The sequence below is a fragment of the Ruegeria sp. HKCCD7181 genome (genome assembly GCF_057221055.1).
Map to the genome: position 1 here is coordinate 154,305 of NZ_JBWVBC010000008.1, position 25,500 is coordinate 179,804.

22 protein-coding genes are annotated in these 25,500 nt (G+C 57.3%); 11 read left to right on the forward strand and 11 right to left on the reverse strand.

What is annotated here, in order from left to right:
- Positions 1 to 14: 14 nt before the first annotated feature.
- From rodA to AC2TCY_RS16425, 5 genes are read right to left on the reverse strand one after another with little or no spacing between them, the layout of a single operon-like run.
- On the reverse strand, positions 15 to 1,154 hold the full coding sequence (gene rodA, locus AC2TCY_RS16405; protein WP_480848959.1) for a rod shape-determining protein RodA: 1,140 nt from the start codon (positions 1,152 to 1,154) through the stop codon (positions 15 to 17).
- The gene (gene mrdA / locus AC2TCY_RS16410) at positions 1,151 to 3,100 is read right to left on the reverse strand and encodes a penicillin-binding protein 2 (protein ID WP_480848960.1); all 1,950 of its coding nucleotides are present in this window, start codon (positions 3,098 to 3,100) and stop codon (positions 1,151 to 1,153) included. The genes rodA and mrdA overlap by 4 nt, the downstream gene beginning before the upstream one ends.
- Positions 3,097 to 3,633, reverse strand: coding sequence for a rod shape-determining protein MreD (locus AC2TCY_RS16415; RefSeq protein WP_480848961.1), 537 nt, complete (start codon positions 3,631 to 3,633; stop codon positions 3,097 to 3,099). The genes mrdA and AC2TCY_RS16415 overlap by 4 nt, the downstream gene beginning before the upstream one ends.
- Positions 3,626 to 4,528, reverse strand: coding sequence for a rod shape-determining protein MreC (gene mreC, locus AC2TCY_RS16420; protein WP_480848962.1), 903 nt, complete (start codon positions 4,526 to 4,528; stop codon positions 3,626 to 3,628). The genes AC2TCY_RS16415 and mreC overlap by 8 nt, the downstream gene beginning before the upstream one ends.
- Before the next feature lie 60 nt (positions 4,529 to 4,588).
- The gene (locus tag AC2TCY_RS16425) at positions 4,589 to 5,635 is read right to left on the reverse strand and encodes a rod shape-determining protein (protein ID WP_480844102.1); all 1,047 of its coding nucleotides are present in this window, start codon (positions 5,633 to 5,635) and stop codon (positions 4,589 to 4,591) included.
- 157 nt (positions 5,636 to 5,792) lie between these two features.
- Here AC2TCY_RS16425 and AC2TCY_RS16430 point away from each other — a divergent pair, with 157 nt between their 5' ends.
- Complete coding sequence (locus tag AC2TCY_RS16430; protein ID WP_480848964.1) at positions 5,793 to 6,584, forward strand: 23S rRNA (adenine(2030)-N(6))-methyltransferase RlmJ; 792 nt, start codon at positions 5,793 to 5,795, stop codon at positions 6,582 to 6,584.
- Positions 6,585 to 6,695: 111 nt separating this feature from the next.
- Positions 6,696 to 8,435 carry an adenylate/guanylate cyclase domain-containing protein gene (locus AC2TCY_RS16435; RefSeq protein ID WP_480848965.1) on the forward strand — a complete coding sequence of 580 codons (1,740 nt, stop codon included), beginning with the start codon at positions 6,696 to 6,698 and terminating at the stop codon, positions 8,433 to 8,435.
- Positions 8,436 to 8,508: 73 nt separating this feature from the next.
- Here AC2TCY_RS16435 and AC2TCY_RS16440 read toward each other — a convergent pair whose 3' ends face one another.
- Positions 8,509 to 10,083 (reverse strand): 2-isopropylmalate synthase, encoded by a 1,575-nt coding sequence (locus tag AC2TCY_RS16440; RefSeq protein ID WP_480848967.1) that lies wholly within the window; start codon positions 10,081 to 10,083, stop codon positions 8,509 to 8,511.
- Between the two features lie 288 nt (positions 10,084 to 10,371).
- Here AC2TCY_RS16440 and AC2TCY_RS16445 point away from each other — a divergent pair, with 288 nt between their 5' ends.
- On the forward strand, positions 10,372 to 11,037 hold the full coding sequence (locus AC2TCY_RS16445) for an SDR family NAD(P)-dependent oxidoreductase (RefSeq protein WP_480848969.1): 666 nt from the start codon (positions 10,372 to 10,374) through the stop codon (positions 11,035 to 11,037).
- A 6-nt stretch (positions 11,038 to 11,043) separates the two neighbouring features.
- On the opposite strand, the gene AC2TCY_RS16450 is transcribed toward AC2TCY_RS16445, so the two are convergent.
- Complete coding sequence (locus AC2TCY_RS16450) at positions 11,044 to 12,531, reverse strand: MORN repeat-containing protein (protein WP_480848970.1); 1,488 nt, start codon at positions 12,529 to 12,531, stop codon at positions 11,044 to 11,046.
- A 154-nt stretch (positions 12,532 to 12,685) separates the two neighbouring features.
- On the opposite strand from AC2TCY_RS16450, the gene AC2TCY_RS16455 reads away from it, so the two are divergent.
- From AC2TCY_RS16455 to AC2TCY_RS16470, 4 genes are all read left to right on the forward strand, one after another.
- A complete protein-coding gene (locus tag AC2TCY_RS16455) occupies positions 12,686 to 14,344 on the forward strand; it encodes an NAD+ synthase (RefSeq protein ID WP_480848972.1) in 1,659 nt (552 codons plus the stop codon).
- A 361-nt stretch (positions 14,345 to 14,705) separates the two neighbouring features.
- Complete coding sequence (locus tag AC2TCY_RS16460; RefSeq protein ID WP_480848973.1) at positions 14,706 to 14,939, forward strand: hypothetical protein; 234 nt, start codon at positions 14,706 to 14,708, stop codon at positions 14,937 to 14,939.
- A 161-nt stretch (positions 14,940 to 15,100) separates the two neighbouring features.
- Positions 15,101 to 16,432, forward strand: a complete 1,332-nt coding sequence (locus tag AC2TCY_RS16465; protein WP_480848974.1) for an NAD(P)/FAD-dependent oxidoreductase — start codon at positions 15,101 to 15,103, stop codon at positions 16,430 to 16,432.
- A 392-nt stretch (positions 16,433 to 16,824) separates the two neighbouring features.
- Entirely contained in the window at positions 16,825 to 16,992 is a 168-nt protein-coding gene (locus AC2TCY_RS16470) for a hypothetical protein (RefSeq protein WP_480848975.1), read from the forward strand.
- A 507-nt stretch (positions 16,993 to 17,499) separates the two neighbouring features.
- Here the strand turns inward: AC2TCY_RS16470 and AC2TCY_RS16475 are convergent.
- Positions 17,500 to 18,432 (reverse strand): MBL fold metallo-hydrolase, encoded by a 933-nt coding sequence (locus AC2TCY_RS16475; RefSeq protein WP_480848977.1) that lies wholly within the window; start codon positions 18,430 to 18,432, stop codon positions 17,500 to 17,502.
- 115 nt (positions 18,433 to 18,547) lie between these two features.
- Here AC2TCY_RS16475 and AC2TCY_RS16480 point away from each other — a divergent pair, with 115 nt between their 5' ends.
- Positions 18,548 to 18,982 carry a DUF1801 domain-containing protein gene (locus tag AC2TCY_RS16480; protein WP_480848979.1) on the forward strand — a complete coding sequence of 145 codons (435 nt, stop codon included), beginning with the start codon at positions 18,548 to 18,550 and terminating at the stop codon, positions 18,980 to 18,982.
- An 86-nt stretch (positions 18,983 to 19,068) separates the two neighbouring features.
- Complete coding sequence (gene gltX / locus AC2TCY_RS16485; RefSeq protein ID WP_480848980.1) at positions 19,069 to 20,394, forward strand: glutamate--tRNA ligase; 1,326 nt, start codon at positions 19,069 to 19,071, stop codon at positions 20,392 to 20,394.
- An 80-nt stretch (positions 20,395 to 20,474) separates the two neighbouring features.
- On the opposite strand, the gene AC2TCY_RS16490 is transcribed toward gltX, so the two are convergent.
- A complete protein-coding gene (locus AC2TCY_RS16490) occupies positions 20,475 to 21,047 on the reverse strand; it encodes a gamma-glutamylcyclotransferase family protein (RefSeq protein WP_480848982.1) in 573 nt (190 codons plus the stop codon).
- Between the two features lie 95 nt (positions 21,048 to 21,142).
- Here AC2TCY_RS16490 and AC2TCY_RS16495 point away from each other — a divergent pair, with 95 nt between their 5' ends.
- Complete coding sequence (locus AC2TCY_RS16495) at positions 21,143 to 21,589, forward strand: RrF2 family transcriptional regulator (protein WP_480848983.1); 447 nt, start codon at positions 21,143 to 21,145, stop codon at positions 21,587 to 21,589.
- A gap of 2 nt (positions 21,590 to 21,591) precedes the next feature.
- On the opposite strand, the gene AC2TCY_RS16500 is transcribed toward AC2TCY_RS16495, so the two are convergent.
- Positions 21,592 to 24,120, reverse strand: a complete 2,529-nt coding sequence (locus AC2TCY_RS16500) for an ABC transporter permease (protein ID WP_480848984.1) — start codon at positions 24,118 to 24,120, stop codon at positions 21,592 to 21,594.
- A complete protein-coding gene (locus AC2TCY_RS16505; protein ID WP_480848986.1) occupies positions 24,117 to 24,812 on the reverse strand; it encodes an ABC transporter ATP-binding protein in 696 nt (231 codons plus the stop codon). Before AC2TCY_RS16505 ends, AC2TCY_RS16500 begins: the two co-directional genes overlap by 4 nt.
- A 27-nt stretch (positions 24,813 to 24,839) precedes the next feature.
- Between AC2TCY_RS16505 and AC2TCY_RS16510 the strand changes: the two genes are divergently transcribed.
- Positions 24,840 to 25,499: an arylesterase gene (locus AC2TCY_RS16510; protein WP_480848987.1), complete on the forward strand. Its 660-nt coding sequence runs from the start codon at positions 24,840 to 24,842 to the stop codon at positions 25,497 to 25,499.
- The last annotated feature ends 1 nt before the right edge of the window (position 25,500 follow it).

Here is a 25,500-nt window from a genome sequence, read left to right on the forward strand (position 1 = left end):
GAGGGCCTTTCAGATCAACGAGGGCGATGGATATGAGCGCTTTGCACAATACCGAAAGCGGCCATAAGCACCAGCATCGCTGATCCACCGTAACTGACCATGGGCAGTGGCACACCTACAACAGGAGCCAGCCCCATCACCATCGACATATTTACGGCAAAGAACAGGAAGAAGTTCAGCGCTATGCCCAGCGTTACCAGCGACGAAAACCGGTCTTTGGCCGACAGTGCCGTAACCATGCAAAACAGCAGGATCAGACCATAGAGAACCAACAAAGTGATCCCTCCGACAAATCCGAATTCCTCTGCCAGCGTTGTAAAGATGAAATCTGTGTGTTTCTCGGGCAGGAAATTCAGACGGGATTGCGTTCCCTGCATGAATCCGCGCCCGTTCCAACCACCCGAACCCAGCGCGATCTTGGATTGGGTGATGTGATACCCTGCACCCAGCGGGTCAGTGGATGGGTCAAGAAACGTGTCGATGCGCCGAAACTGATAGTCCTTGAGCAGCTGCCACTCTGTCCCGCGGCTGTTGAACACCGTCGCGACAAGGCCAACGCCCGCGGCAATCACCACTGCAAAATAGGCCCAATGGACGCCAGCGAGAAACATAAGCCCACCACCTGCGGCCAACAGCAGGATGGACGTTCCGAGATCTGGCTGCCGCAGTACCATGAAGGTCGGGATCAGGATCAGAAGGACCGGGAGGATGACCCAAAGTGGACGAGAAGTTTTGTGCGACGGCAGCCAGTCATAGTAAGCCGCCAGAAGCATTACCAGCGTGACCTTCATCAGCTCTGAAGGCTGTAGCCGCATGAATCCAAGGTCGATCCAGCGCTGTGCGCCCATGCCAACGGTGCCAAACAGCTCAACAAACACCAGCAGGGCGATGGAGCCCAGATAGGCCAGCACCGACATGTTGCGCCAGAACCATATAGGCACAATAGCCACGATGAACATGACCGCCATCCCCAGTCCAAACCGCTCCATCTGCGGTTCGGCCCAAGGTGTCCACGACCCGCCTGCTACTGAGAAAAGCATCAGGAAACCGGCACTGGCAACGCTGATCAGCAACAGTGTCAGCGGCCAGTTCATGTAAAGGACTTTGCGAAACCCTGATGGCGTAGATTTGACTGCGTATTCAAGATAGCTCATGCGCGGTCCTTTTCGTCAGGACGCGCTTTGGGGCGTCGGTCGCCCTCCAGCCGTTTTTGCTGTTCCTTTATACGCTCGCGATCCGCTGTCGGATAAGCCTCGAGCGGGGGGGTGCCGTTGTAAAGTGCCTGCAACATGATGTCCCGAGCCACAGGGGCTGCGGCCTTGGATCCACCGCCACCGTGTTCGACAACAACCGCTACCGCGTATTTTGGATTGTCGTAGGGTGCGAAACTGACGAACAAGGCGTGGTCGCGCCGCTCCCAAGGCAGGTCTTCGTTTCGGATAACACCTGCGGCGCGTTCAGCCTTGGTGATGTTGCGCACCTGACTGGTGCCAGTTTTTCCAGCCATGCGGAATTCATCCGCGATGATCCGACTGCGATAAGCCGTGCCACGTCGGTTGTTCGAGACTGTAAACATCGCTCGGCGCACCTGCTCCAGGTTATTCCGGTTCACGTTCAGAGGCTCACCGGCGCCCGAAGGCTGTTCAACACCGTTCATGCTGCGCACCAGACGAGGCGTTACCGCGCGTCCGGTTGCCAGCCGTGCGGTCATCACTGCCAGTTGCAGGGGCGAGGCCAGCATGAAGCCCTGACCGATAGACGCGTTCGCGGTGTCGCCAACCAGCCATTCCTGCCCGTGCACCCGCCGTTTCCAATCCTGATTAGGCGCAAGGCCTGCGGCAACAGCGGACATCGGTATGTCGTGTTTGACACCCAGCCCAAATGTTCGGGCCATGTCGGATATCTTGTCGATTCCGACGCGCAGGGCTACGTCGTAGTAGTAGACGTCGCAACTGCGCTTCAGCGAGGTCTCAAGATCGACCGTGCCGTGCCCGCCGCGTTTCCAGCAGTGAAACCTGCGGCTGCCCACCTTCAGATGGCCTGGACAATAGACGGTATTGGACGGCCCCATCACCCCGGCCTCCAGCGCGGCCATGGCAGTGATCATTTTGAAGGTCGAACCGGGCGGATAGGTGCCCTGAACTGTCTTGTTGGCCAGCGGGCGGTAATTGTCTTGCGTCAGCGCCCTGTAGTCAGCGACCGAGATACCGCGCACGAACAGATTGGGGTCGAAACTGGGGGCTGAACTGATCGCCCGTACATCGCCCGTTTCGCAATCGATCACGACGGCAGCGGCGCTTTCGCCTGCAAGCCGAGCCTGTGCGTATTGCTGCAGGTCCGCGTCAACCGACAACTGAAGGTCCGCACCGGCCTCACCTTCCTGGCGATCCAGTTCACGCATCACTCGGCCAGTGGCGTTGACCTCGACCCGTTTGGCGCCAGCCTTGCCGCGCAGGGTAATTTCCTGCTTGGCCTCAAGCCCGACTTTGCCGATCTGAAAGCGTGGGATGCGCAGAACCGGCTCGGGGTCTTCGATCTGGCTCAGATCGTAATCACTGACCGGGCCGACATAACCTACGACATGCGCAAAGTCTTCATATCGAGGATACTGGCGGGTCATACCGACTTCGGGAATGACACCGGGCAGGGCGGGGGCATTGACCGCGACTTTCGAGATATCTTCCCAAGTTACTTGGTCGGCCAGCGTCACCGGCAGGAACGGGGCCGAGCGACGCATTTCCGACTTGGCGCGTTCAATCTCGTCTTCGTTCAGGGGGATCAGCTCGGACAGTTTGGCGACGACATTGTCGATGTCTCCGGCGTCTTCGCGCACAATGACGATACGATAAGACGGAGAGTTCTGGCCGATGATCTGGCCATTTCGGTCGTAAATCCGACCGCGTGTAGGTGGGATCAGGCGGATATTGATCCGGTTTTCTTCGGCCAAAAGCCGATATTCATCGGCCTGGTCGACCTGCATAAACCGCATTCTTGCGGCCAGTCCACCGATGAACGCGGCCTGAAGCCCTCCTAGCAACAACGCCCGGCGTGGCAGTCGTTTATAAGCAAGGCCTTGTGATTTAGGTTTGCGCTGCTTCACGGTCGCGCTCCTGCCGTGGCATTATCCGCTGCGGAAACCCGGCGAACTCCGAAGCCGCTTTGACACAGCAGAACGACCAAAGGATAAATTGCAATTGTCAGGACCACTTGTATCACCGTCGGAGCCAGTGCAGCCTGTTGGACCGACAGGATACCAAGTATCACGCGATTCATAACAAAAATCGCCGTGATTACGGCACCGACCGAGGTCCATTCACCGACAAACCCTGTATCCCGCATGCCGGGTGCAGCCGAACGAAGATAGGCCGCTCCCAGAACGACCAGCGCCGCCAGAAGGCCCGGAGGGCGTTGCAGCAGTAGATCTGCCATCAGCATCACGGCCGCGATTGTAAGCGTCGGCACGTATTCCGGGCGGCGCAGAACCCAGGCGAACGTCAAGGCAATCAGAAAATCCGGGAACGGCCAGCGATCCGGCGGTGTGTCCAGCGGCAACAGATGCAAAAACAAGACAAGCGCCGCCAGCAAGAGGTACAAACTGCGCTTGACCCAAAGTTGTGAGGTTGGCTTATCCATCGCCGGGCTCCTGCGGCGTCAGGGCGGCTTCGGGTCTTAAGGGGCCAACGATGCCGCCGGGATCCTGAATGGGATTGGCGGGTTGGTATCGTAGCACGCGCAGAAATTCCAACCGTTCGAAATCAGCGGACAAGCGCACCCGCAGCCGACCTCCCGGGTCAACGGTGACCTGACCGATCAGCAAACCGCCCGGAAACACACCTCCGTCGCCAGACGTGACCACACGATCACCAGGACGCACCAGCTCGCGATTTTCCAGAAACTCCACCACCGGTGCCGAGGTATTGTCCCCGGCTATCAAAGCGGTCTGGCCTGAGGGCTGGATAGTGGCCGGAATGGCGCTTGAGGCGTCCGTCAACAGGATCACCCGTGCTGTGTCCGACCCCACGCCCGAGATGCGCCCGACCACGCCAATGCCATCCATAGTGGCCCAGCCATTCAGGATGCCGTCCCGCTCGCCTACATTCAACAAAACCGATTGCCGGAAAGGTGATCCACTGTCGGCCATCACAACGCCGGTGACATAAGTCAGTCGCGGGTCGAGACGTACGTTGTTAAGGTCCAGCAGACGGGCGTTTTCCTGTTCCAGCTGCAAAGCAGCTTCTTTCCAAGCACGCATCAGGCGCAACTCGCTGCGCAGTTCCCGGTTTTGTTCGCTGAGCCGCTGATAACTCTGAAAATCACGCACCAGATTGATAGCGCCGGTGACGGGCACCATGGCCCACTCCATTGAGGGGACGACCTTGTCCACCACCTGAGCGCGGAACCTTTCGACACGCGGGCTGTCAATACGCCAGACGATGAAGATGCCCAGAAGACACAGAACAACGATCCCCAACAGCAAACGGCGCAGCGGGGCGGTGTAGTCATCGCGCTGTGAACGGTCTTTTGCCACAGGACTCCTTCCCGTGCTGCTCGCGTCCGATAGTCACCCTGTTATGAGAGGGTGCGCGCCTTAGCTTTCGTAGTCAATCGCATGGCGCAGTTGTTTTTCGTATTCCAGCGCTTTGCCGGTGCCCAGAGCCACACAGTTCAGGCTTTCATCGGCAATCGACACGGCCAGACCGGTCTGCTCGCGCAGGGCCAAATCCAAATCTCCCAGCAAAGCACCACCACCGGTCAGCATTACGCCACGGTCGACAATGTCCGCAGCCAGATCGGGCGGCGTGGTTTCCAGAGCGGTCATCACGGCCTCGCAAATGGCCTGAACCGGCTCGGTCAGCGCTTCGGCGACCTGAGCCTGGCTGATTTCGATTTCCTTCGGGACACCGTTCAGTAGGTCACGTCCTCGGATATGCATCGACTGGCCGCGCCCATCGTCGGGCATGCGAGCGGTGCCGATTGTGGTCTTGATCCGCTCGGCGGTGGATTCACCGACCAGCAGGTTTTGCTGACGACGCAGGTAAGAGATGATGGCTTCGTCCATGCGGTCGCCGCCAACGCGAACTGAGCGGGCATAGACAATGTCGCCGAGAGACAGAACCGCAACTTCGGTCGTGCCGCCGCCGATGTCGACGACCATGTTTCCGGTTGGATCGGTGATCGGCATTCCGGCACCAATCGCAGCTGCAATCGGTTCGGCAATCAATCCCGCGCGACGCGCGCCAGCTGACAGAACTGACTGACGGATAGCGCGTTTTTCAACAGGGGTCGCGCCGTGGGGGACGCAGACGATAATCTTGGGTTTCGAGAAGGTCGAGCGCTTGTGAACTTTGCGGATGAAATGCTTGATCATTTCTTCGGCGGTGTCGAAGTCGGCAATCACGCCTTCGCGCATCGGGCGGATGGCTTCGATAGAACCGGGGGTCCGACCCAGCATCAGCTTGGCATCCTCACCAACGGCCAGCACCTTTTTCACGCCGTCCTTGACGTGGTAGGCCACCACCGAGGGTTCCGACAGGATGACACCGCGCCCCTTGACATAAACCAGCGTGTTTGCTGTTCCAAGATCAATGGCCATGTCCGCTGTGAACAAGCCGCCCAGATTGCCAAAGAATCCCATGTGTGCCCTGATCCTGTTAGTCAGATGTTTTCTACTGCCCGCGACTCGACGGTTCCGGGACGGATGTCTTATAGGGTGCGAACCCTCCCGGTAAAAGGGTTGATTCCGCGACAATCAGCACCTTTCCGCCTCATTGATAAGGACTTTAGAAGGCAAAATGCTGTCTTATCAACACATTTACCACGCTGGAAATCTGGCTGATGTACAAAAGCACGCATTGCTGGCGTGGATGCTGAGTTATCTGGCGCAAAAAGACAAACCGTTGTCCTATTTCGAAACCCATTCCGGGCGCGGTCTGTATCATCTGGACGCAGCTGAAGCCGTGCGCACAGGCGAAGCGGCCGCAGGCATTGGACGGGCTCAGGCAGAAGGTTGGTTTGACGCGCAACATCCTTTGTCACGCGCGCTTCGGCTGGTGCAGGACAAACATGGTGCGATGGCTTACCCGGGCTCGCCTCTGATTGCAGCAAATCTGTTGCGAGAAATGGATAGCCTGCATCTTGCCGAGCTGCACCCACAGGAATATGCGGCTTTGACCGACGCCATGAGGTCATACAACGCCAAGACCTATCAGCAGGACGGTTTCGAGCTGGCGCAGTCCCTGCTTCCTCCAACGCCGCGTCGAGGTTTGGCTCTGATTGATCCCAGCTATGAGGTGAAAACAGACTACGACCGTCTGCCAGGTATCGTGGCTAAGCTGCACCGCAAGTGGAACGTGGGCGTGATCGCCCTTTGGTACCCGATCCTTACAGACGGGCGGCAGGCCCCCATGGTTGCAGCGCTGAAGGCACAAAACCTGCCCAAATCGGTTTGTCACGAAGTCCGTTTTCCAGCGGCGCGTGAAGGGCACCGAATGGTGGGGTCAGGGATGTTTGTCGTCAACGCGCCGTTTGGGCTTGTCGAAGAAACCCGAAATCTGGATGCGTTGTTCACCGGCCTCGGAGAGTGATTTACAGGCATTGGGAGCATCATCTGGCCTTGAATACACGCCCTGCATGTACGCGTGAATTCCCTTGTTAGAACAAGGCGCGCGGCACTAGACTTGTCGCAGGGGGAAACCATGGAACGCCGACTTGCCGCAGTTCTTGCAGCCGATATGGTAGGCTACAGCCGTTTGATGGAAATTGACGAACAAGGCACGCTGGCTCGGCTGCGCACCCATCGGATCGAGCTGATCGATCCGTCGATCGAAAAGAACCGGGGCACGATCATAAAGACAACAGGCGACGGGATGCTGGTAGAATTCGCCAGTGCCTGTGATGCTGTCGCCTGTGCGGTCGAGGTTCAGAACCGGATGTTTCGTCGAAACGCTGATGTGCCCACAAACCAGCGTATCCTGTTTCGGATCGGTATCAATCTTGATGAAATCATCTTCGAAGACGGGGATATCTTTGGCAGCGGTGTCAACGTGGCTGCACGTCTGGAGCAGTCTGCCAGTGCAGGAGAAGTGCTGATCTCCGGGGCGGTGCATGAACAGGTGATCAGTCGTCTGGATTTGCATTATGAGGATCTGGGGAACCTTTCGCTCAAGAACCTGTCTCAGCCTGTCCAGGCTTTTCGCGTTGGCCTGGATGGGGTGACTGAGGCTGGCGATGAAGATACCACGGGTGATGGTTCCACCAGGGTCGTCAAACCATCCATTGCAGTTTTGCCGTTCGAGAACATGAGCGGCGACCCAGAGCAGGAGTTTTTTGTCGATGGCTTGACCGAGGACCTGCTTACCGAACTTAGCCGTCGGCACGAATTGTTCGTGATCTCGCGCAATTCCAGTTTTGTCTATAAGGGGCAGGCCGTTAACCTGCGAGATGTGGGCGAAACACTGGGCGCCAGATACATCGTCGAAGGTAGCGTGCGCAAAGCGGGGAAACGATTGCGTGTAACCGTGCAGCTTATCGACAGTCAGAACGATGCCCATATTTGGGCCGAGCGGTATGATCGCGACCTGGACGATATCTTTTCCATCCAGGACGAGGTCACGTCAGCCGTCGTCGCAACCCTTCCCGGTCGGATCGAAGCATCGCAGCAGGAAGGATTGACGCGAAAACTACCATCGAACTTTGCGGCCTATGAATGCGTTCTGGCGGCCAAGGCTCTGCATCATCGCAGTACGCGGGAAGACAATGCCGAAGCGACCAGGTTGATCGACCGGGCAATCGAGCTGGATCCCGAATATGCGCATGCGCATGCCTGGAGCGGATGTATACGCGGGCAGGCTTGGGGGTATGGTTGGTGCGACGACCCGGAAGAGATGCTGGCGCTGTGTGAAGCGGCAACTTACAAGGCGGCGTCTCTGGACGACAACGACGCCGATGTGCACCGATTGATGGCAGCGGTTGCAATTCTGCGAAACAAGCTGGCCCGGGCGCGTTATCATCAGGAACGGGCTCTGTCGTTAAATCCCAACTATGATCTGGTTGTTGTCCAAATGGGCGAGTTACTCACTTGGACAGGGCGACCACACGAGGGGGCGGAGTGGATTCAGAAAGCAATGCGCCTTAATCCGCACCATCCTGCCCGGTTCTGGAGCCATCTGGGCCGCGCCCGATTTGGGGAAAAGAACTATGAGCAGGCCATTGATGACTTTGCTCATCTGCCCTTGCTGGACACAGCGCAGAATGCCTATGTCGCCGCGTGCCATGGTTGGCTTGGGAACGCGGAAGATGCAAAAAGGCACGTCGAGGCAGTCTATGGTGCCCAGCCGGAATTCAAGATCGAAGACCTGGTCGCGACGCTGCACTACGCCAATAACGAAGATCTGCAGCATTTCGTCGAAGGCATGGAAAAAGCCGGACTATCCTGACTACGCCATGAAACGACCGGCAAGAAGGTAACGGCCCGGATTGCCGAGCCGTCTTTGTTTGTTCATTTGCCGATCAGGTCAGGTCTTTGTAGCTGATTTCCCGTGCATCTGCTCCGGGGCCGGCCTTTGCGCGACGAACGATCAACCGGTTCAGGGCGTGTATGTACGCTTTGGCCGATGCAACGACTGTGTCGGTGTTGGCGGACTGGCCTGTGGCGATCATGCCGTCTTCTTCCAGTCGGACCGAAACTGTGGCTTGTGCATCGGTCCCTTCGGTAACCGCATGCACCTGATAAAGCTGCAGATGCGCCTCGTTTGGATAGACAGCCCGGATCGCCCGAAAGGCCGCATCAACGGGACCGTCGCCATGTTCTGTGGCTGTGACATCCGCGCCATCAACCTCGAGTTCAACGGTAGCTTCTGCTTGCCCACCCGTGCCACAGGTCACCTTCATCGATACCAGTTGCAGGTGATCGTTGGCCTCGTCATCGTCCAGCGTCATCAAGGCGATGAGGTCGTCGTCGAACACCTCTTTCTTGCGATCGGCCAGATCTTTGAAACGAACGAAGATATCTTTCAGTTGGTTGTCGCCGACTTCATACCCAAGGGTTTCCAGCTTGTCGCGCAATGCTGCACGGCCGGAATGTTTGCCCAACGGCAGAGATGTGCCCGACAGGCCGATATCTTCGGGACGCATGATCTCGAAGTTTTCGCGGTTCTTCAACATACCATCCTGATGGATGCCACTTTCATGGGCAAACGCGTTCTTGCCGACGATGGCCTTGTTGAATTGAACGTTGAAGCCCGAAACCGTAGCCACACGTCGCGAGATGTGCATGATTTTGGTGGTGTCGATTCCGGTTTTCCAAGGCATGATGTCGTTGCGCGTGCGCAGTGCCATCACGACTTCTTCCAGCGCAGTGTTGCCCGCACGTTCGCCAAGACCGTTAATCGTGCATTCGATCTGGCGTGCACCACCGGCAACAGCCGCCAGCGAGTTCGCGGTCGCCATGCCAAGATCGTTGTGGCAGTGGGTGGCAAAGACAACTTCATCCGCGCCTGGAACCGTTTCGATCAGCCGCTTGATCAAGTCCGCAGACTCGAGCGGGGCTGTATAACCCACAGTGTCGGGAATATTGATCGTGGTGGCGCCCGCCTTGATCGCAATCTCGATCACACGGCACAGGTAGTCCCATTCGGTCCGGGTCGCATCCATCGGCGACCACTGCACGTTTTCGCAAAGGTTGCGGGCATGGCTGACCGTGTCGTGGATCTTCTCGGCCATTTCGTCCTGCGTCAGGTTCGGAATGGCCCGGTGCAGCGGAGAAGTGCCGATGAACGTGTGGATGCGGTTCTTTCCGGCGTGTTTCACCGCTTCCCAGCATCGATCGATATCAGCGAAATTAGCGCGGGCGAGGCCGCAGATGCGGCTGTTTTTCGACCGCTGTGCAATCTCGGACACGGCCTTGAAATCGCCCTCGGACGCAATCGGGAAACCGGCTTCGATAATGTCGACGCCCATCTCGTCCAACAGCTCAGCAATTTCCAGCTTTTCGTCATGGGTCATGGTCGCGCCTGGGCTTTGCTCGCCGTCGCGCAAAGTGGTGTCAAAGATCAAGACGCGGTCTTGGTCGGTCACGTTGGTCATGGGAATCTCTTTCTTGTCTGTCCTAAAGCCTATGGCGCGCGGGCGTCCTCCTCTGAGCGGGCGCGCCGGGTGGCACGCTCAGAGGCGGATTAGGATCAGTAGGCCACGCAGCGACGCACCGCGAAGGGCGGCGTCGGCAAAAGCGATATCTGCGCGGTTGATCATGAAGTTGAGGTTATACAGTTCGATCCCGGAATGAAAAGAAGGAAATTGCCCAAGCGTGAGCTTTGCACATTATTTGGCGGCGTACGGTGTTGATTGGTCAGTGTTACCGGCTAGCTTCCCTTCATGGAAACGGCGTTGATCATAGGTGCAACGGGTGGAATTGGCCGGGCCGTGTGTGACCGGCTTGAGGCACAGAATGTTGTGGTTACCCGGGTGTCACGGTCTGTGGATGGGTTTGATCTGAGGCGACCAGATGTGGCTGAACGAAAACTCTCGCAGATCGAGGGCCCGTTCGATCTGATCCTTGTTGCCACAGGCGCGCTTGAGATTGACAATGCAGCGCCGGAAAAGTCGCTACGTGCGGTCACGGCGCAGGCGATGATGGATCAGTTCGCTCTGAACGCAGTTGGACCAGCGTTGGTGTTGAAACAGGCAGCACGTCTTTTGCCGCGCGAACGTCGGTCGGTATTGGGGGTTCTGTCCGCGCGAGTTGGGTCGACCGGCGACAACAAGTTGGGAGGATGGGTCAGTTACCGCGCAGCCAAAGCAGCCGTAAACCAAATCGTCCATACCGCCGCTATTGAGCTGGCGCGAACCCACAAGCAGGCCATATGTGCATCGCTTCATCCGGGAACAGTAAAAACTGACTTTACCACAAAGTACCTCGGTAGGCATCCGGCTGTGGAACCGGAAACCGCAGCCGAGAACCTCTTGACTGTGATCGACGGCCTGTCGACTGCCGATACGGGCGGATTCTTTGATTGGGCTGGAAAACCAGTGCCTTGGTAATTCGGTTTATCCGTCCGAAGTGTCTCCGTCCGGCGTGTCTTCGGCAGGGTTGGTTTCCGGAGGCGTAGGTTCAGCGGCAGGTGCTTCGGCATCGTTTTCTGCCTCGGATGACAGTTCGCCGTTTTCCCAGACTCCTGTCTTCTCCTGCCCGCTCGCATAGCGCATCGTGCCATCGCCATGGCGTTTGTTGTCCAGGAATGTGCCTTCATAGACATCGCCGGTTTCATAGGTTGCGACACCGACACCGGTGATTTTCCCCTGGACCCAGTCACCGTCGTATTCGAAGCCCGTTGAAGTAACGATCTTGCCCCTGCCGTGTCGGTTCCCGTTGTCAAAGCTGCCTTCGTATACTGTTCCGTCGGGGTAGGTTGCCTTGCCCTGTCCCTGCCTGACACCATCCACCCAGTCGCCGTCGTAACGGTATCCGTCGGCGAAAGTCAGAACACCCTTGCCGTGGTTCTGGGCGTTTTTGAATTGGCCCTTGTACACGGTTCCGTTGGGAAATGTGGCGGTTCCGCTGCCTTCGAATACGCCAGCGATCCAGTCTCCGTCATATACTGCACCGTTGGGATAGGTCGTCTGACCTTTGCCGTGAGGCAGGTCAGCCTCAAAATCGCCGACGTAGACCGAACCATCAGGGTAAGTCATTTCGCCCAGGCCTTCGATCTGGCCTTTTGTCCATGTGCCGGAATAACGGAAACCGTCGTTGCCGGCAAAAACACCCTGTCCATGACGTTGGTCGTCGACAAAATCACCCTCGTATACCGCACCGTTTGCGTATGTCGCTTTGCCTTTGCCCTGGCGGCGTCCTTCGACCATATCACCTTCGTAAACGTCGCCATTGGCCTGAGTCGCCCGGCCGGTGCCGGTCATGTGACCCTCGACCCAATCACCAACATAGCTCATGCCGTCTGGAAAGGTCATGGTGCCTTTCCCGTGGCGTTGGCCTGCCCGGATGTCACCTTCGTAGATGCTACCGTCAGCCGAGGTGATTTTCGCTGTACCCTGTTTGACCCCCTCGACCCAATCACCGTCATAAACAAATCCGTTCTGATCGGATAATACGCCCTTGCCGTGGCGGCGCCCATCTTCGAACTGACCTTCATAGCGCATACCGCTTGAATACACAGCGACGCCCGTCCCGTTGACTGCGCCGTTTGCCCACTCACCTTCGTAAGAGCCGCCATCGGCAAACAGTATCTTGCCTTGTCCCTCGGGCTGGCCTTTGGAGAATGCGCCCTCGTAGATGGATCCATTGGCGTATCGGGCCGTTCCTTGCCCCTGAATCTCACCCGCGACCCATTCGCCTGAATACTCGAACCCGTCGGGCAATCGGTAGGTTCCGGTTCCATGGCGCAGCCCGTTTTCGAATGTACCCTCGTAAACGCCGCCAACCTCATCGTCGGCAATGATGATCTGTCCTTGCTGTGCCAGGGTAGCCTGCGCCGCCAATGCAAGCGTTACTATGGCAATTGAGTTGCGGATCACATTCATGCTGGTTCCTGCCTGCCCTGTTTTTCGGGTTGCATACTTTTTCGCAAAACTAAGGTACCGTCGGGGGCAGAGCAACGGCTTTTGCCGCATTTGTCTTTTACTCACGGTGTGATCTGCTAAATCCCTTTGGGACCTACAAGAACAAGGGGGCAAAATGGCCGATCGTTTCCGCATCACTCTGGCGCAGCTCAACCCCGTGGTTGGGGATCTCGAGAGCAACGCGTCGAAGGCCATGGAAGCCTGGGAGCAAGGGCGCGATGTCGGGGCCGATCTGGTGGCGCTGCCCGAAATGTTCATCACCGGCTACAACACGCAGGATCTGGTGATGAAGCCGGTGTTTCATCGCGCCGCGATGGCCGCGGTCGAGGTGCTGGCAGCGAAATGCGCAGACGGCCCGGCGCTTGCCATCGGTGGGCCCTGGTTCGAAGGCGGCAGTCTGTACAATGCCTACTTGATTCTGAAGGGCGGGCGCATCACCAGTAAGATGCTGAAACATCACCTGCCGAATGAAACCGTGTTCGATGAGGTGCGCCTTTATGATGCTGGGCCGCTGGGCGGGCCTTATTCCGTCGGCAATACACGGATCGGCAGCCCAATCTGCGAGGACGGCTGGCACGAGGATGTCGCAGAGACCCTGGCAGAAACGGGTGCCGAGTTCCTACTGATCCCAAATGGTTCGCCCTATTTTCGCAACAAGTATGACGTACGCCTGAACCACATGGTCGCCCGGGTGGTCGAGACCGGATTACCGCTGATTTATCTCAACATGGTCGGCGGTCAGGACGACCAGGTTTTTGATGGCGGCACGTTCGGGCTGAACCCGGGCGGCGAGCTTGCCTTTCGCATGCCGGTTTTTGATGAAGCCGTGACCCATATTGATCTTCAACGCGGCGACGACGGGTGGCAGATGGTGCCGGCTGAGATCGTGCCGCAGCCGGATGAGTGGGAGCAGGACTATCGCGCCATGGTGCAATCCCTGCGTGATTACATGGGCAAAACCGGGTTTGGGAAGGCGGTGCTGGGGCTGTCCGGCGGGGTCGATTCCGCGCTGGTCGCTGCCATAGCGGTTGATGCGATCGGGGCAGACAATGTGCGCTGTGTGATGTTGCCGTCAGAGTATACCAGTCAAGATTCCTTGGATGATGCCGAAGCGGTGGCCCAGGCGCTGGGCGTGCAGTATGACTTTGTGCCGATCTCGAAGGGGCGTGCGGCGGTAACCGAGACTCTCGCTCCGCTGTTCGCCGGGCGCAATGAAGACCTGACCGAGGAAAACATTCAGTCTCGTTTGCGGGGTTTGCTGCTGATGGCGATCTCGAACAAATTTGGCGAGATGTTGCTGACGACCGGCAATAAATCCGAGGTCGCGGTGGGGTATGCCACGATCTATGGCGACATGAATGGCGGCTACAATCCGATAAAGGATCTGTACAAGACACGGGTATTTGAGACCTGTCGTTGGCGCAACGCCAACCATCGTGACTGGATGATGGGACCTGAGGGCGAAGTCATTCGACCTTCGGTCATTGATAAACCGCCGAGCGCCGAGTTGCGCGAAGATCAGAAAGACAGTGATAGCCTGCCGGATTACCCGGTTCTGGACTCCATTCTTGATATTCTTGTGGATCAGGATGGTTCGATTGCTGACTGCGTTGCCGCCGGGTTTGACGAGACTGTCGCGCGACGGGTCGAGCGCCTGATTTATATCAGCGAATACAAGCGGTTCCAGTCTGCGCCAGGAACTCGGTTGACCTCACGCGCCTTTTGGTTGGACCGACGGTATCCCATCGTGAATTGTTGGCGAGACAAGGGCTGAATAGGGGCTGGTTTTCGCGTTGAGAATACAACAGTTGGAGTCCGCACCTCTAATAGTTGACAAATCGGATGTAATTTCGAAAATCTCACATCATTGTCTATAAAAAACAGCTAGTTGCCGAACATTCTGACACCTGCGCCTTGCGCTTTTGTCCATTTTTTGCCACATTTGTGACCGGGGTTTGCCTTAGTTGGGGCAAGCGTGACGCAACCCGGTCGGTCGATCTGCCTTCTGACCAAAGCGCCGGGTTTGTTGAACTGGGAGTATTGCGCCCGTGTGTGTGGGTGCAGGTAAATGTTTTGGTGGTCAAATGTATAATGAATACGATAAGTCGCTTCATTCGCCTTTGAGGTACAAGGCGATGGAGTCACCTGCGCAAGAACTGGACGAGGTAGCATTGGATGTCGCTATTGCCGATATTCTGAGCGAAGAGACAGCTGCCGATCCAAAAACTACCCTAAATGAGCCGAATGTCCGATCCGAGTTTCCAACCCTGATGTCGCATGAGACATCTGAGGAAGAAACCAAGCCTCAGGAAAGCGGCGTAGGCGCGATCCTGCGTCAAACTTGGGCGCATTTGTCCGGCGCGGCGTAAGTCAAACGGATACGGTTGTCCTGAAGGGACTCTATTCCTGTGGGTTCGTTTGCTAATGTGCCACAGGCTCGGGCAATCGCCCGGTTTATTGTTTTTCTACATTGTCTGCACCTACGTCTTGGGGCTCCATACCGGTCCGAAGAAATGAAGTTGAGCAGTTGATGCCCGGCCCTAAGCCAACACATGTCGAATCCGATTTTACCTTGCCCAAACAGGTGGACGTCGTCGTAATAGGCGGCGGCATCATTGGCGCGTCCTCAGCGTTGGAGCTGGCAGAGCGAGGGCTTTCGGTTCTGTTGTGTGAAAAGGGTCAGATTGGGGGCGAACAAAGCTCTCGCAACTGGGGTTGGGTCCGGCTAGGGATGCGCGATCCCCGAGAGATTCCACTAATGCAGGAATCTATTCGTATCTGGCAGGGGTTGGATGCGCGGATCGGGCGAAAAACCGGTTATGTTCCATCGGGAATAATGTTTGGCGCGCGAAACGCACTGTCAGAAGGAAAGCTGAACCGCTGGCTTCGTCATCTTGAGGGGCTTCAGACCGGTGCGCGTATGGTCTGGGGCGCTGAACTGGATCAGCTGTTGCCAGGCGCTACTCTGGATTTGTCTGCGGCCCTGTACACGCCGCAGGATGGCCGGGCAGAACCACAATGGGCCGCGCCCGCAATTGCCGAAAGCGCCCGGGACAACGGAGCTACGATCCTGACCAACTGCGCGGTTCGCAGCCTTGATGTTCAGGCGGGTAAGGTTGCCGGTGTCTACACCGAGCGCGGTCGTGTGGCCTGTGAAGGGGTTGTTCTGGCCGGTGGGGCGTGGTCCCGCCTGTTTGCCGGGAATCTCGGTATCGCGCTGCCGCAGCTCAAAGTCCTGAACACCGTAATGCGGACTTCGCCGACTGAGGCAGGACCGGAAATCGCCTTGTGGTCAGACGATTGTGCGATCCGAAAGCGGGCAGATGGCGGGTTTACCATTGCTTCGGGGCACGAAAACACCGTGGACATCGTTCCCGATAGCTTTCGTCTGGCGTGGCAATTCCTGCCTGCCTTTGCACAGGAGTGGAAATCGCTGCGGTTTCGACTGTCACGACGCTGGTCGGTTGAAGCGCGGCAGAACCGGACCTGGTCTCCATCAGACATCACAGCGTTTGAAGATTGCCGCATTCTGGACCCGGAACCCTCGAAAAAGGCATTGCGGCAGGCGTTGTTCGCAGCGACCAAAGCCTTTCCCGATCTGAAGAATTCGGATGTTGTGGAAAGCTGGGCGGGCATGATCGATGTGACCCCGGATGCTATTCCGGTGATCTCGGATGTGGAAAGTCTGCCGGGTCTGTGGATTGCCACAGGTTTTTCTGGCCACGGTTTCGGGATCGGGCCGGGTGCCGGTCGGTTGGTTGCCGATCTCGTGACGCAGGTTGCGCCGTGTGTCGACCCATCGGCCTTTCGCCTGTCCCGTTTCACAGACGGTTCGAAAGTAAGGCCGGACCCAGGGTATTAGGCTATTGTGTGGTAAGCAATCTAACGCTTTTTGGTTTCCCTGTAGTCAGGATTGAGTGTTGATTTTAGGAAATCAAAATATGGAAACGCATTGTAACCGGCCCGGATTGACGACCTCCAACTGACATGACTGATTCATTGCGTGCGTCTCGGACATATCATCTTGAATCATCACGTCTGGCCGATCTCGGGCTTCGGCGAGAGATGAAGCCGGACCATACCGGTGACCCGGAATTCATCGATAGAAACTATGATTTCGACACGGTTTGGATGACGCCATTCGGGACAAGGGCAGAACTGAGATCAAATGCCCGAAACTATTCGGTCTTCACAGGGTAATTAGTGAGAGCAGTTTTCACGTGGATGGATAACGTAGTCGGCAAGTTTTACAGCATGCAAAAATTTCTATACTTCGATAACGGCTCCACAGGGTACGAAGTAGAAGATGTAGGAGAGGCATCGCAAGGCGCCGGTCTTGTGGAATCCGTCGTGATCAGTGTGCCCTTCCGCTATGGTGAGATCACTCAGCGTTATCACTCAGCGTTTTTGGCTTACCATTAACCGAAGGGCTGGTTTCGTGCGGCTGAGTATTGTGAGGCGATATCCAATGACAAATGGACTGGCCGTCCAGACATTCGGATCATATCCATGCTGACCAGATGATAAGCCTGCGGGGGAAGTACTGAATCAATCCGGCCGGGCGCCGGAGTGTTTCTGAATGGCGCGTTCACGCGATCGGGTTTCTGAGAATCTGAGGCAGGTTTATTGCTCGCGAAAAAGCACGAAAATTGGCCTTGCAAGGCAATCGCGGACAGTGACTGGAGGAGGTGTTGACGCGGCCAATCCGTAGATATTGAAATTGCCAGGAAAACTCAGTCGCAGCTTCGCGCAGGGAACTGGGATGGCGAACAGGGCTACCTGCCCAGAGGCCGAAGGTCAGGTTGCCCCCCGTCACAGTGTTTGCACCACAAAGAAACCACCGAGCGTATCGGCCACATAAGTAAGTGCCGCTCGCGAAGGGCGCGCGTGTTTTTACCCCGACGCTCCGGGCGCCGGGGCTTTGTGATCTCAGCCCATCATCTGATAGCTGACCGGGACAAAACGGAATCCGTCACCGCGGGTTTCGACATACCCGGCGGCGGGGAAAGGCATGTGATAGCCGATCATCGGAACCTTGTCGGCGGCTAGCATGCCCAGCACATTGCGCCGCGCCTCGGTGGCAGCGGCTTTGTCCATGTCAAACTGCACCTCCCATTCCGGATGGGCGAAGGACCAGACATAGTGGTTAGCAAGGTCGGCGGTCAGGATCAGGCGTTGGCCGTTGTTTTCCAGATGATAAACCATATGACCTGGCGTATGCCCAAACGCCGCCATGGCCGTGATACCCGAGGTGACCTCGCCGCCGTCTTCGACAAACGTCATCTTTTCCGCCAGTGGCGTCACCTTGGCGGCCACCAGATCACCCACCCGGTTACCTGCATCCTGAGCTGCCCAGAAGTCATATTCCGTCGCCGCAGTAACGTAGCGCGCGTTCGGAAATGTCGGAGCATCGTCAGTCGTCATGCCGCCGATGTGGTCGGGATGCATGTGAGTGATGACTACCACGTCTACCTGATCCGGAGTCACGCCTGCGTCAGCCAGAGCAGCCTGTATGCCGCCCTGTCCAAGGCCGGTGTCGAACAAAACCAGTTCAGACCCGGTATTGACCAATGTGGGGGTAAAGAAGAAATGCGCCTTGTCAGCAGGTATGAAATTCTCGGCCGAGACCTTGGCAAATTCTTCGTCTGTGGCGCCGCCGCCGAAGATCTCTTTGGCTCCATCGCGCGGCAGGCTACCATCCAGAAGCGTAGTGACTTTAAAACCTCCCAGCTGGAAGGACTTGGCGATCGTAGAATTGGCTTTGGTGTCCGATTCCGCGGCCAGAACCGGTGCTGCCACTGTTGCAAATGGCAAAGCAGCGGCAGTTCCAAGAGCCGACCGGCGTGTCAGTTTAATTGTCATTTTCGTTCTCCCTGTCAGAACATCAGGATTTCAACTAGGTCGATGCGAGCGTCCCGCCACTCTATACCCCAACACATGGGCTGCGCAGATGAACATTACGTGTTAATTTTTGTTCATGCCGCGATCTCAGAACAAAACCGTTCCAACAAAGCAAAGCGTCGAGAGCTTTGTGTCGGGCGTCCTGCCGCCTCGCAAAGCGGAAGAGGCGCGTGTGCTTGACGCGCTGTTTCGCGACATTACGGGGTTCGCACCTGTTATGTGGGGGCCTTCAATCATTGGCTATGGCAGATACCACTACCGTTATGACACCGGGCGCGAGGGGGACTTTCTGGCAACCGGTTTTTCTCCGCGCAAGGCCGCGCATTCCATTTACATCATGCCGGGATACGCCGATTTTGGAGAAATCCTGTCTCGTTTGGGAAAGCACAAGCTGGGCAAGTCGTGCCTGTATGTGAACAAGCTGCCGGACATTGATCTTCAAGTTTTGTCAGAATTGATAACTTCTGGGTTGAATGACCTGGGCCGCTATTGGCCTGTGGAACCAAACTGACACGCCTCTTGGCTGGGTATCTCCTCAAGCGGCTGCTGGACAAAACGCTGTTCATGTGACAAGAGCCGCGCCAACAGGAGACACCCATGACAACCACCCGTTTTGCCCCGTCGCCCACCGGTTACATCCACGTGGGCAACCTGCGTACCGCCCTGATGAACTATCTGATCGCCCGCAAGGCTGGCGGCACGTTCATCCTGCGTATCGACGACACTGATCCTGAGCGGTCGAAAGAAGAGTATGTCGACGCCATCAAGCAGGATCTGGAATGGCTGGGATTGCATTGGGACCGGGTTGAGCGGCAATCCGAGCGGTTGGACAGGTACGCTGAGGCCGCTGACAAGCTGCGTGAGATGGGACGGTTCTACGAGGCGTTCGAGACGCCGACCGAGCTGGACCTGAAGCGTAAGAAGCAATTGAATATGGGCAAGCCGCCGGTCTACGACCGCGCCGCGCTCAACTTGTCGGATGCAGAGAAAGATGCGCTGCGCGCCGAGCGCGGCAACGGCGTCTGGCGCTTCAAGCTGGACCATGAGCGGATCGAATGGACCGACGGTATTCTGGGTGACATCTCGATTGATGCGGCCTCGGTGTCCGACCCGGTGCTGATCCGGGGCGACGGTCAGGTTCTCTATACGATTGCGTCGGTGGTGGACGACACCGAGATGGGCGTGACCGACGTTGTGCGCGGCTCGGACCACGTGACCAACACTGCGACCCAGATCCAGATCATCGAGGCGCTGGGCGGCACATGCCCGCGCTTTGCGCATCATTCGCTGCTAACCGGCCCGCAGGGCGAGGCGCTGTCCAAGCGACTCGGTACGCTGGCACTGCGCGATCTGCGCGAGCAGGGGGTGCAACCGATGGCTCTGCTCAGCCTGATGGCGCGGCTGGGTTCGTCTGATCCGGTCGAGTTGCGGGCCGAGATGGCCGAACTGATCGAAGGGTTCGACGTCACTCGCTTTGGCGCAGCGCCGACCAAATTCGACGTACAGGACCTGTTCCCGCTGACCGCCAAACACCTGCAGTCGCTGCCTCTGGTTGACGTGGCTGATGCCGTTGCCGATGCAGGAGTTCCGGCAGCGTTGGCTGAACCGTTCTGGGCTATGGCGCGCGAGAACATCACCACTCTGGCCGACCTCAAGGGTTGGTGGGAGTTGTGCCGAGACGGAGCAGAGCCTCTGATCGCCGATGAAGATTGCGATTTCATTGCCGAGGCGATGGCATTGCTGCCTGAGGGGCCGTTTGACGGTGAAACCTGGGGTGCATGGACCAAGGCCGTGAAAGAAGCCACAGGCCGCAAGGGTAAAGGCCTGTTCATGCCATTGCGCAAAGCGCTGACCGGTATGGAACGGGGTCCGGAAATGGCGACTCTGTTGCCGTTATTGCAGGTAATCCGCGCGCGGGGCTGACGTTCCCTGCGCAGCAAGGTGAGCTGCCACTGTCAGTAATATGGATTGGAAGAAGGGTGGGGTGAAAACTCCACCCTTTTTTAGCGGGCGTCCTGCAATATCCGCGCGGATATCCGATGCAGCCGGTCGTCCACGAATTCAGTCTCGGAAGGGTTCAACTGCTGATGGCGCGGATAACGCGGTTCACTGCGGTCGTTCAGAATCGGGGCCTCCCAGCCATCAGTGGTGGCAAAGAACAAATCTGCGCCTTCGGAACCGAATGCACGCAAATAACCCTGCACGACAACGTCAATGTAACTCAGCAGCAGAGGGTGGCAGTTGGTGGGTTCGTTTTGACGGCCCTTCGGCACGGCATAAACCGCAATCTCGACATCATGCGTCAGGGGATGGGTGATGGACTGTGTCGCCGGAATTCGGTCATAGGCCCATTCTCGTTCATCCAATGCGACCCAATCGTTTTTAGGGACGTGCGCGACCATGCCCTGAATTTCGGAATTCGAATCGGGGACCGCAGTCAGGAAAGCGACTGGTCGCAGATCTGTGTGCCTCCAGACGCGTCGCCAGCCTTTTAAAACAGCCGGCTGCGGATCGGGAAAATCATGTGTGGCAAGGTTCACCAGGCTGCCATAGCCAAAGAAATAGGGGTCTGCCATGCGCTGAGGCTTCCTTTTGTAGCGATTGATGTATGTCAAACCGCTTTTTTGTCGGGCATGCAATAAGATTGCATCTAGTATTCTGGGAGGATTCCATGCGGATTACCAAACGGACAAATATTGCTGTGCGGCTTTTGATGTATTGTGCTGCACATCAGGATCGGCTGGTGACCAAATCCGAGATTGCAGAGGTGTGCAATATCTCGGAAAATCATCTGGCTCAGGTGATCAACCAACTTGGCCAGCTGAACTATCTCAGTACGCAGCGCGGTCGGAATGGCGGTATGTCGCTAGCGCGGCCCGCGGATCAGATTCGTATCGGGTCGGTCTTTCGCCACGTTGAGGGCGGTCTACCGATCGCCGAGTGTTTTGCCGACGCAGACAATACGTGTCCCCTGACAGATGCCTGCCGGTTGCGGTTGGCCCTGCAGGACGCCGCCGAAGTGTTCTATGCCTCGCTGGACGAAATCACGCTGGATGCACTGGTTTGCGACAATGATCAGCTGCTCAGGATATTGCAGCCCGTCGCTTGTGTGCACTGAGTTCAGTCGCTGGCACGTAGGGTACGGCCTGGCCGGACGGAAAGTGGGCGAATCGCAAAGATCAGGCCGGCGCCCAGCGTCACGGCTATACCGGTGCCGATGATGATCAGTGCTGATGACCAGATGACGGTGAAATCCGTTTCAAAGATATAGGTCGCAACGGCCCATCCACCGAGGATTCCGGTCAAAAGGGCGACGCACCCGGCGGCAGCGCCCAGCAAAATGGCCCGCAAGGCAAAGCTGAACAGAACGCGTCGCCGACCAGCGCCCAGCGTCTTGAGGATCGCGGCCTCGTAACGCCGTGCGGGTTCCCCCGCTGCGGCAGCGCCGATCAGTACAAGAAAACCTGTCAGTAGCGAGACTCCAGCACCATAGGACGTCGCGGCAGCCAGTCCTTCGAGCAGCCCCGAGACTCGGTCGATTGCATCCCTCACGCGGATTGCCGTGATGTTGGGGAATTGCCCGGCAAGATCCCGCAGAATGGCAGCTTCAGCATGTTCCTCAGCATAAACGGTTGCAATAAAACTGTGTGGCGCGCCAGCCAGTGCCGTAGGGTTCATCGACATGACAAAACCCATGCCTGCCGTTGAAAAATCCACTTCGCGTAGCGAAGTAAGTTCCGCGGTGATATCGCGCCCAAGGATGTTGACAGTCAGCTCATCCCCCAGTTTCAAACCCATTTCCAACGCTTCTTCTGCGGCAAAGCTGACCTGTGGGGGTCCTGAATAGGTGTCAGGCCACCATCTTCCTTCGGTTATTCGGGTGTTCGGAGCTGGGCGTTCTGAATAAGTTACGCCCCTGTCGCCCTCCAATACCCAGTGATCACCAGCAACCTCGTGGGCTGGGCGCCCATTGATCTCTGAAATGATGCCGCGCAGCATCGGCGCGCTTTCGATCCGACTAACGGCGGGGTCGGTCTCTAGCCGTTTGGAAAATCCGGGCATCTGGTCCTTTTGAATGTCGACAAAGAAATATGATGGAGCGACGTCGGGCAGATTCCCCGATATTGCGTTTCGCAATGTCCCATCAATCTGACCGACAGTAGCAAGAACCGACAGGCCTAACCCGAGCGACAGTACAACAGAGGCCGCTCCTTCGCGTGGGCCGGAAATCGCAGATAATGCCCACCGCAAGGCAGGACGACCACGTGCCAGGGGGCTGCCTTTGAGCGCAAGCCATTGGATGGCAAAGGCCGATAGCGACAGAAGGAAAAGCGCGCCGACGATCCCGCCGCCAGTCCAGAGCGTCAGCTGGGTAGACCCGCTGAACACTGCAGCAGCGGTGATCAACAACGCCAGCCCGATCCCAGTTGCGAGAACGTAAACAGGGCGTGGAATGCTGCGCGCGGATGACAGGGCATCCCTGAACAACGTTGCTGCGCGTACCTCTTCTGTGCGGGCCAAAGGCCACAAGGTGAACAGAAACGCCGTAAGCAGCCCATACAACGCAGCCTCTGCGAGAGGTTGCGGATAGAGTGTAAATACCGCTGGTACAGGCAGACGGCTTTCGATTGCCGGAGCCAGCAACAGGGGAAGCGCGCCACCAAGAAACACGCCTAACAGAACTCCTATGCCGGAAAGAACGCCGATCTGGATCATATAGGTTTGAAAAATTGTGGCTCTGTCAGCGCCCAATGTGCGTAGTGTTGCGATGGTATCGGTCTTCTGCGCCAGATACGCGCGAACTGCGGCTGAAACGCCGATCCCACCAACAGCCAGCCCGGACAAGCCCACCAGGACCAGAAATGCACTGAGGCGACCAACGAATTCGGTAATACCCGGCGCACCGTTACGGGCATCAGTCCAGCGCATTCCGGTGCCCTCAAAGGCTTGTCCTGCGTCCGCAGAAATTCGGGCGAGATCGGTTTCCCCCGGCAGGTTCAGACGGTACTTGGTAGAAAACAATGTCCCCGGCTCTAGCAAGCCGGAGTTCTCGAGATCTTGTGTGCGAACCAAAGTCCGTGGACCCAAGCCAAACCCGTCTGCGGCGCCGTCCGGTTCGTGTTCCAATGCTGCCATCAGCACAAAATCCTGTGTACCGAGTGCAAACCTGTCGCCGAAAGACAGCCCCATACGTTCAATAAGCGTAGGTTCCATAATTGCGCCCGGCAGGCCGTTCGTCCCATCAAGCGCTGCTGACAACGAAATGCTCGGTTGCAGCTGGACGGAACCCAACAAAGGGTAGGCATCGTCCACTGCCTTAACCTGTGTTAGCGCCCGTTGCGTTTCGCCGTTGTGGTCTGTTACGGCCATCGAACGGAAGTCGACAACTTCGGATACAGCGTGCGCAGCTTCCTCCATCCACGCCCGTTCTCGATCATCCGCAAACCGATTAGTGAATTCCAGCTCGGCGTCTCCGCCAAGTAAAGCTGCCCCTTCCTGCGCCAGACCTGTCTCAATCGCCGATCGTACAGACCCGACGGCTGCAATTGCCGCGACACCCAGGGCAAGGCAGGCCAGAAACACGCGAAAACCGCGTAATCCTCCGCGCAATTCCCGACGCGCCATCCGCGCAGCAAGTCGCAGACTCATTCTGCGGCCTCTCTCGTTATGTACTCGGAAATGCGACCATCCCTTAGCCGGGCAACCCGATTACATTTCTGCGCCAGCGTATGGCTATGGGTGACCAGAACCAGTGTTGCGCCATGCTTGTCTCGCAAGTCAAAGAGCAGGTCGACAATGGCCGCCCCGTTGGCTTCGTCCAGGTTGCCGGTGGGTTCGTCTGCCAGCAAAATCTTTGGGCGCGGGGCCGAGGCCCGGGCCAGTGCCACGCGCTGCTGCTCTCCGCCCGAAAGCTGGGCGGGATAGTGATCGCGCCGATGGAACAGGCCGACAGCGTGCAATTCCTGCTCGGCGCGGACGAATGCATCCTTGTAACCTGCAAGTTCCAGCGGAGTCGCGACATTCTCAAGCGCAGTCATGGTCGGGATCAGGTGAAAATTCTGAAAGACGACGCCCATTGAATCACGCCTGAACCGAGCCAGCGCGTCTTCATCCATTCCGGTTAGGTCACGGCCAAGTGCCATCACGCTGCCAGCCGTCGCTTGTTCCAGCCCGCCCATCAGCATCAGAAGTGAGGATTTTCCTGACCCGGATGGGCCAACCAACGCCAGTGTTTCGCCTTGACCTACCGTTAAGGTGATTTCATGCAGAATATCGACACGACCGGCATTGCCATCCAGCGACAAAGCGGCATCTTTAAGCGTCAGAACTGGTGTCGTCATCGATCATTCCAAAAGGAGTTCAGTCAATTGGGATATGGCGCCGTAGAAAAAATTCGCAAGGCTTTGATTTCAGGTGTCTTCATCTGCTGCGGCTTCGCGGCCACAGCCGAGCCTGTGGTGATTGCGGCTTTGGGGGACTCGCTGACGCAGGGACACGGGCTGGCCAAACAGAACGGATTTGTACCACAATTGGAACGTTGGTTGCAGGATCAAGGGGCTGAGGTGCGTCTGATCAATGCAGGTGTCTCGGGGGATACAACGGCGGGCGGGGCGGCACGGGTGGAGTGGACGCTGACACCCGATGTTGACGGAATGATCGTGGCGCTGGGCGGAAACGACCTGTTGCGGGGTATAGACCCGACCGTTTCCCGTGCGAATCTGGATTATATTCTCAGCGTGGCCGATGCAGCGGACGTGGATGTCCTGCTGATTGGGTTGAAGTCGCCCGGCAACTATGGTGCCGCTTACAAGCAAGCGTTCGATTCAATATATCCCAACCTGGCCGGACAGTATCAGACGCTATTTGCTCCAAATTTTTTTGAAGGCTTTGGGGTCGGTGATGATCCAAGGGCTGCGCGCCGATTCATGCAGGCTGACGGTATTCATCCCAATAAGTTCGGCGTTTCCGTGATTGTAGACGCGCTTGGTCCGCATGTGCTCGAGCTGGTTGAGCAGGCCTCGGAATAAG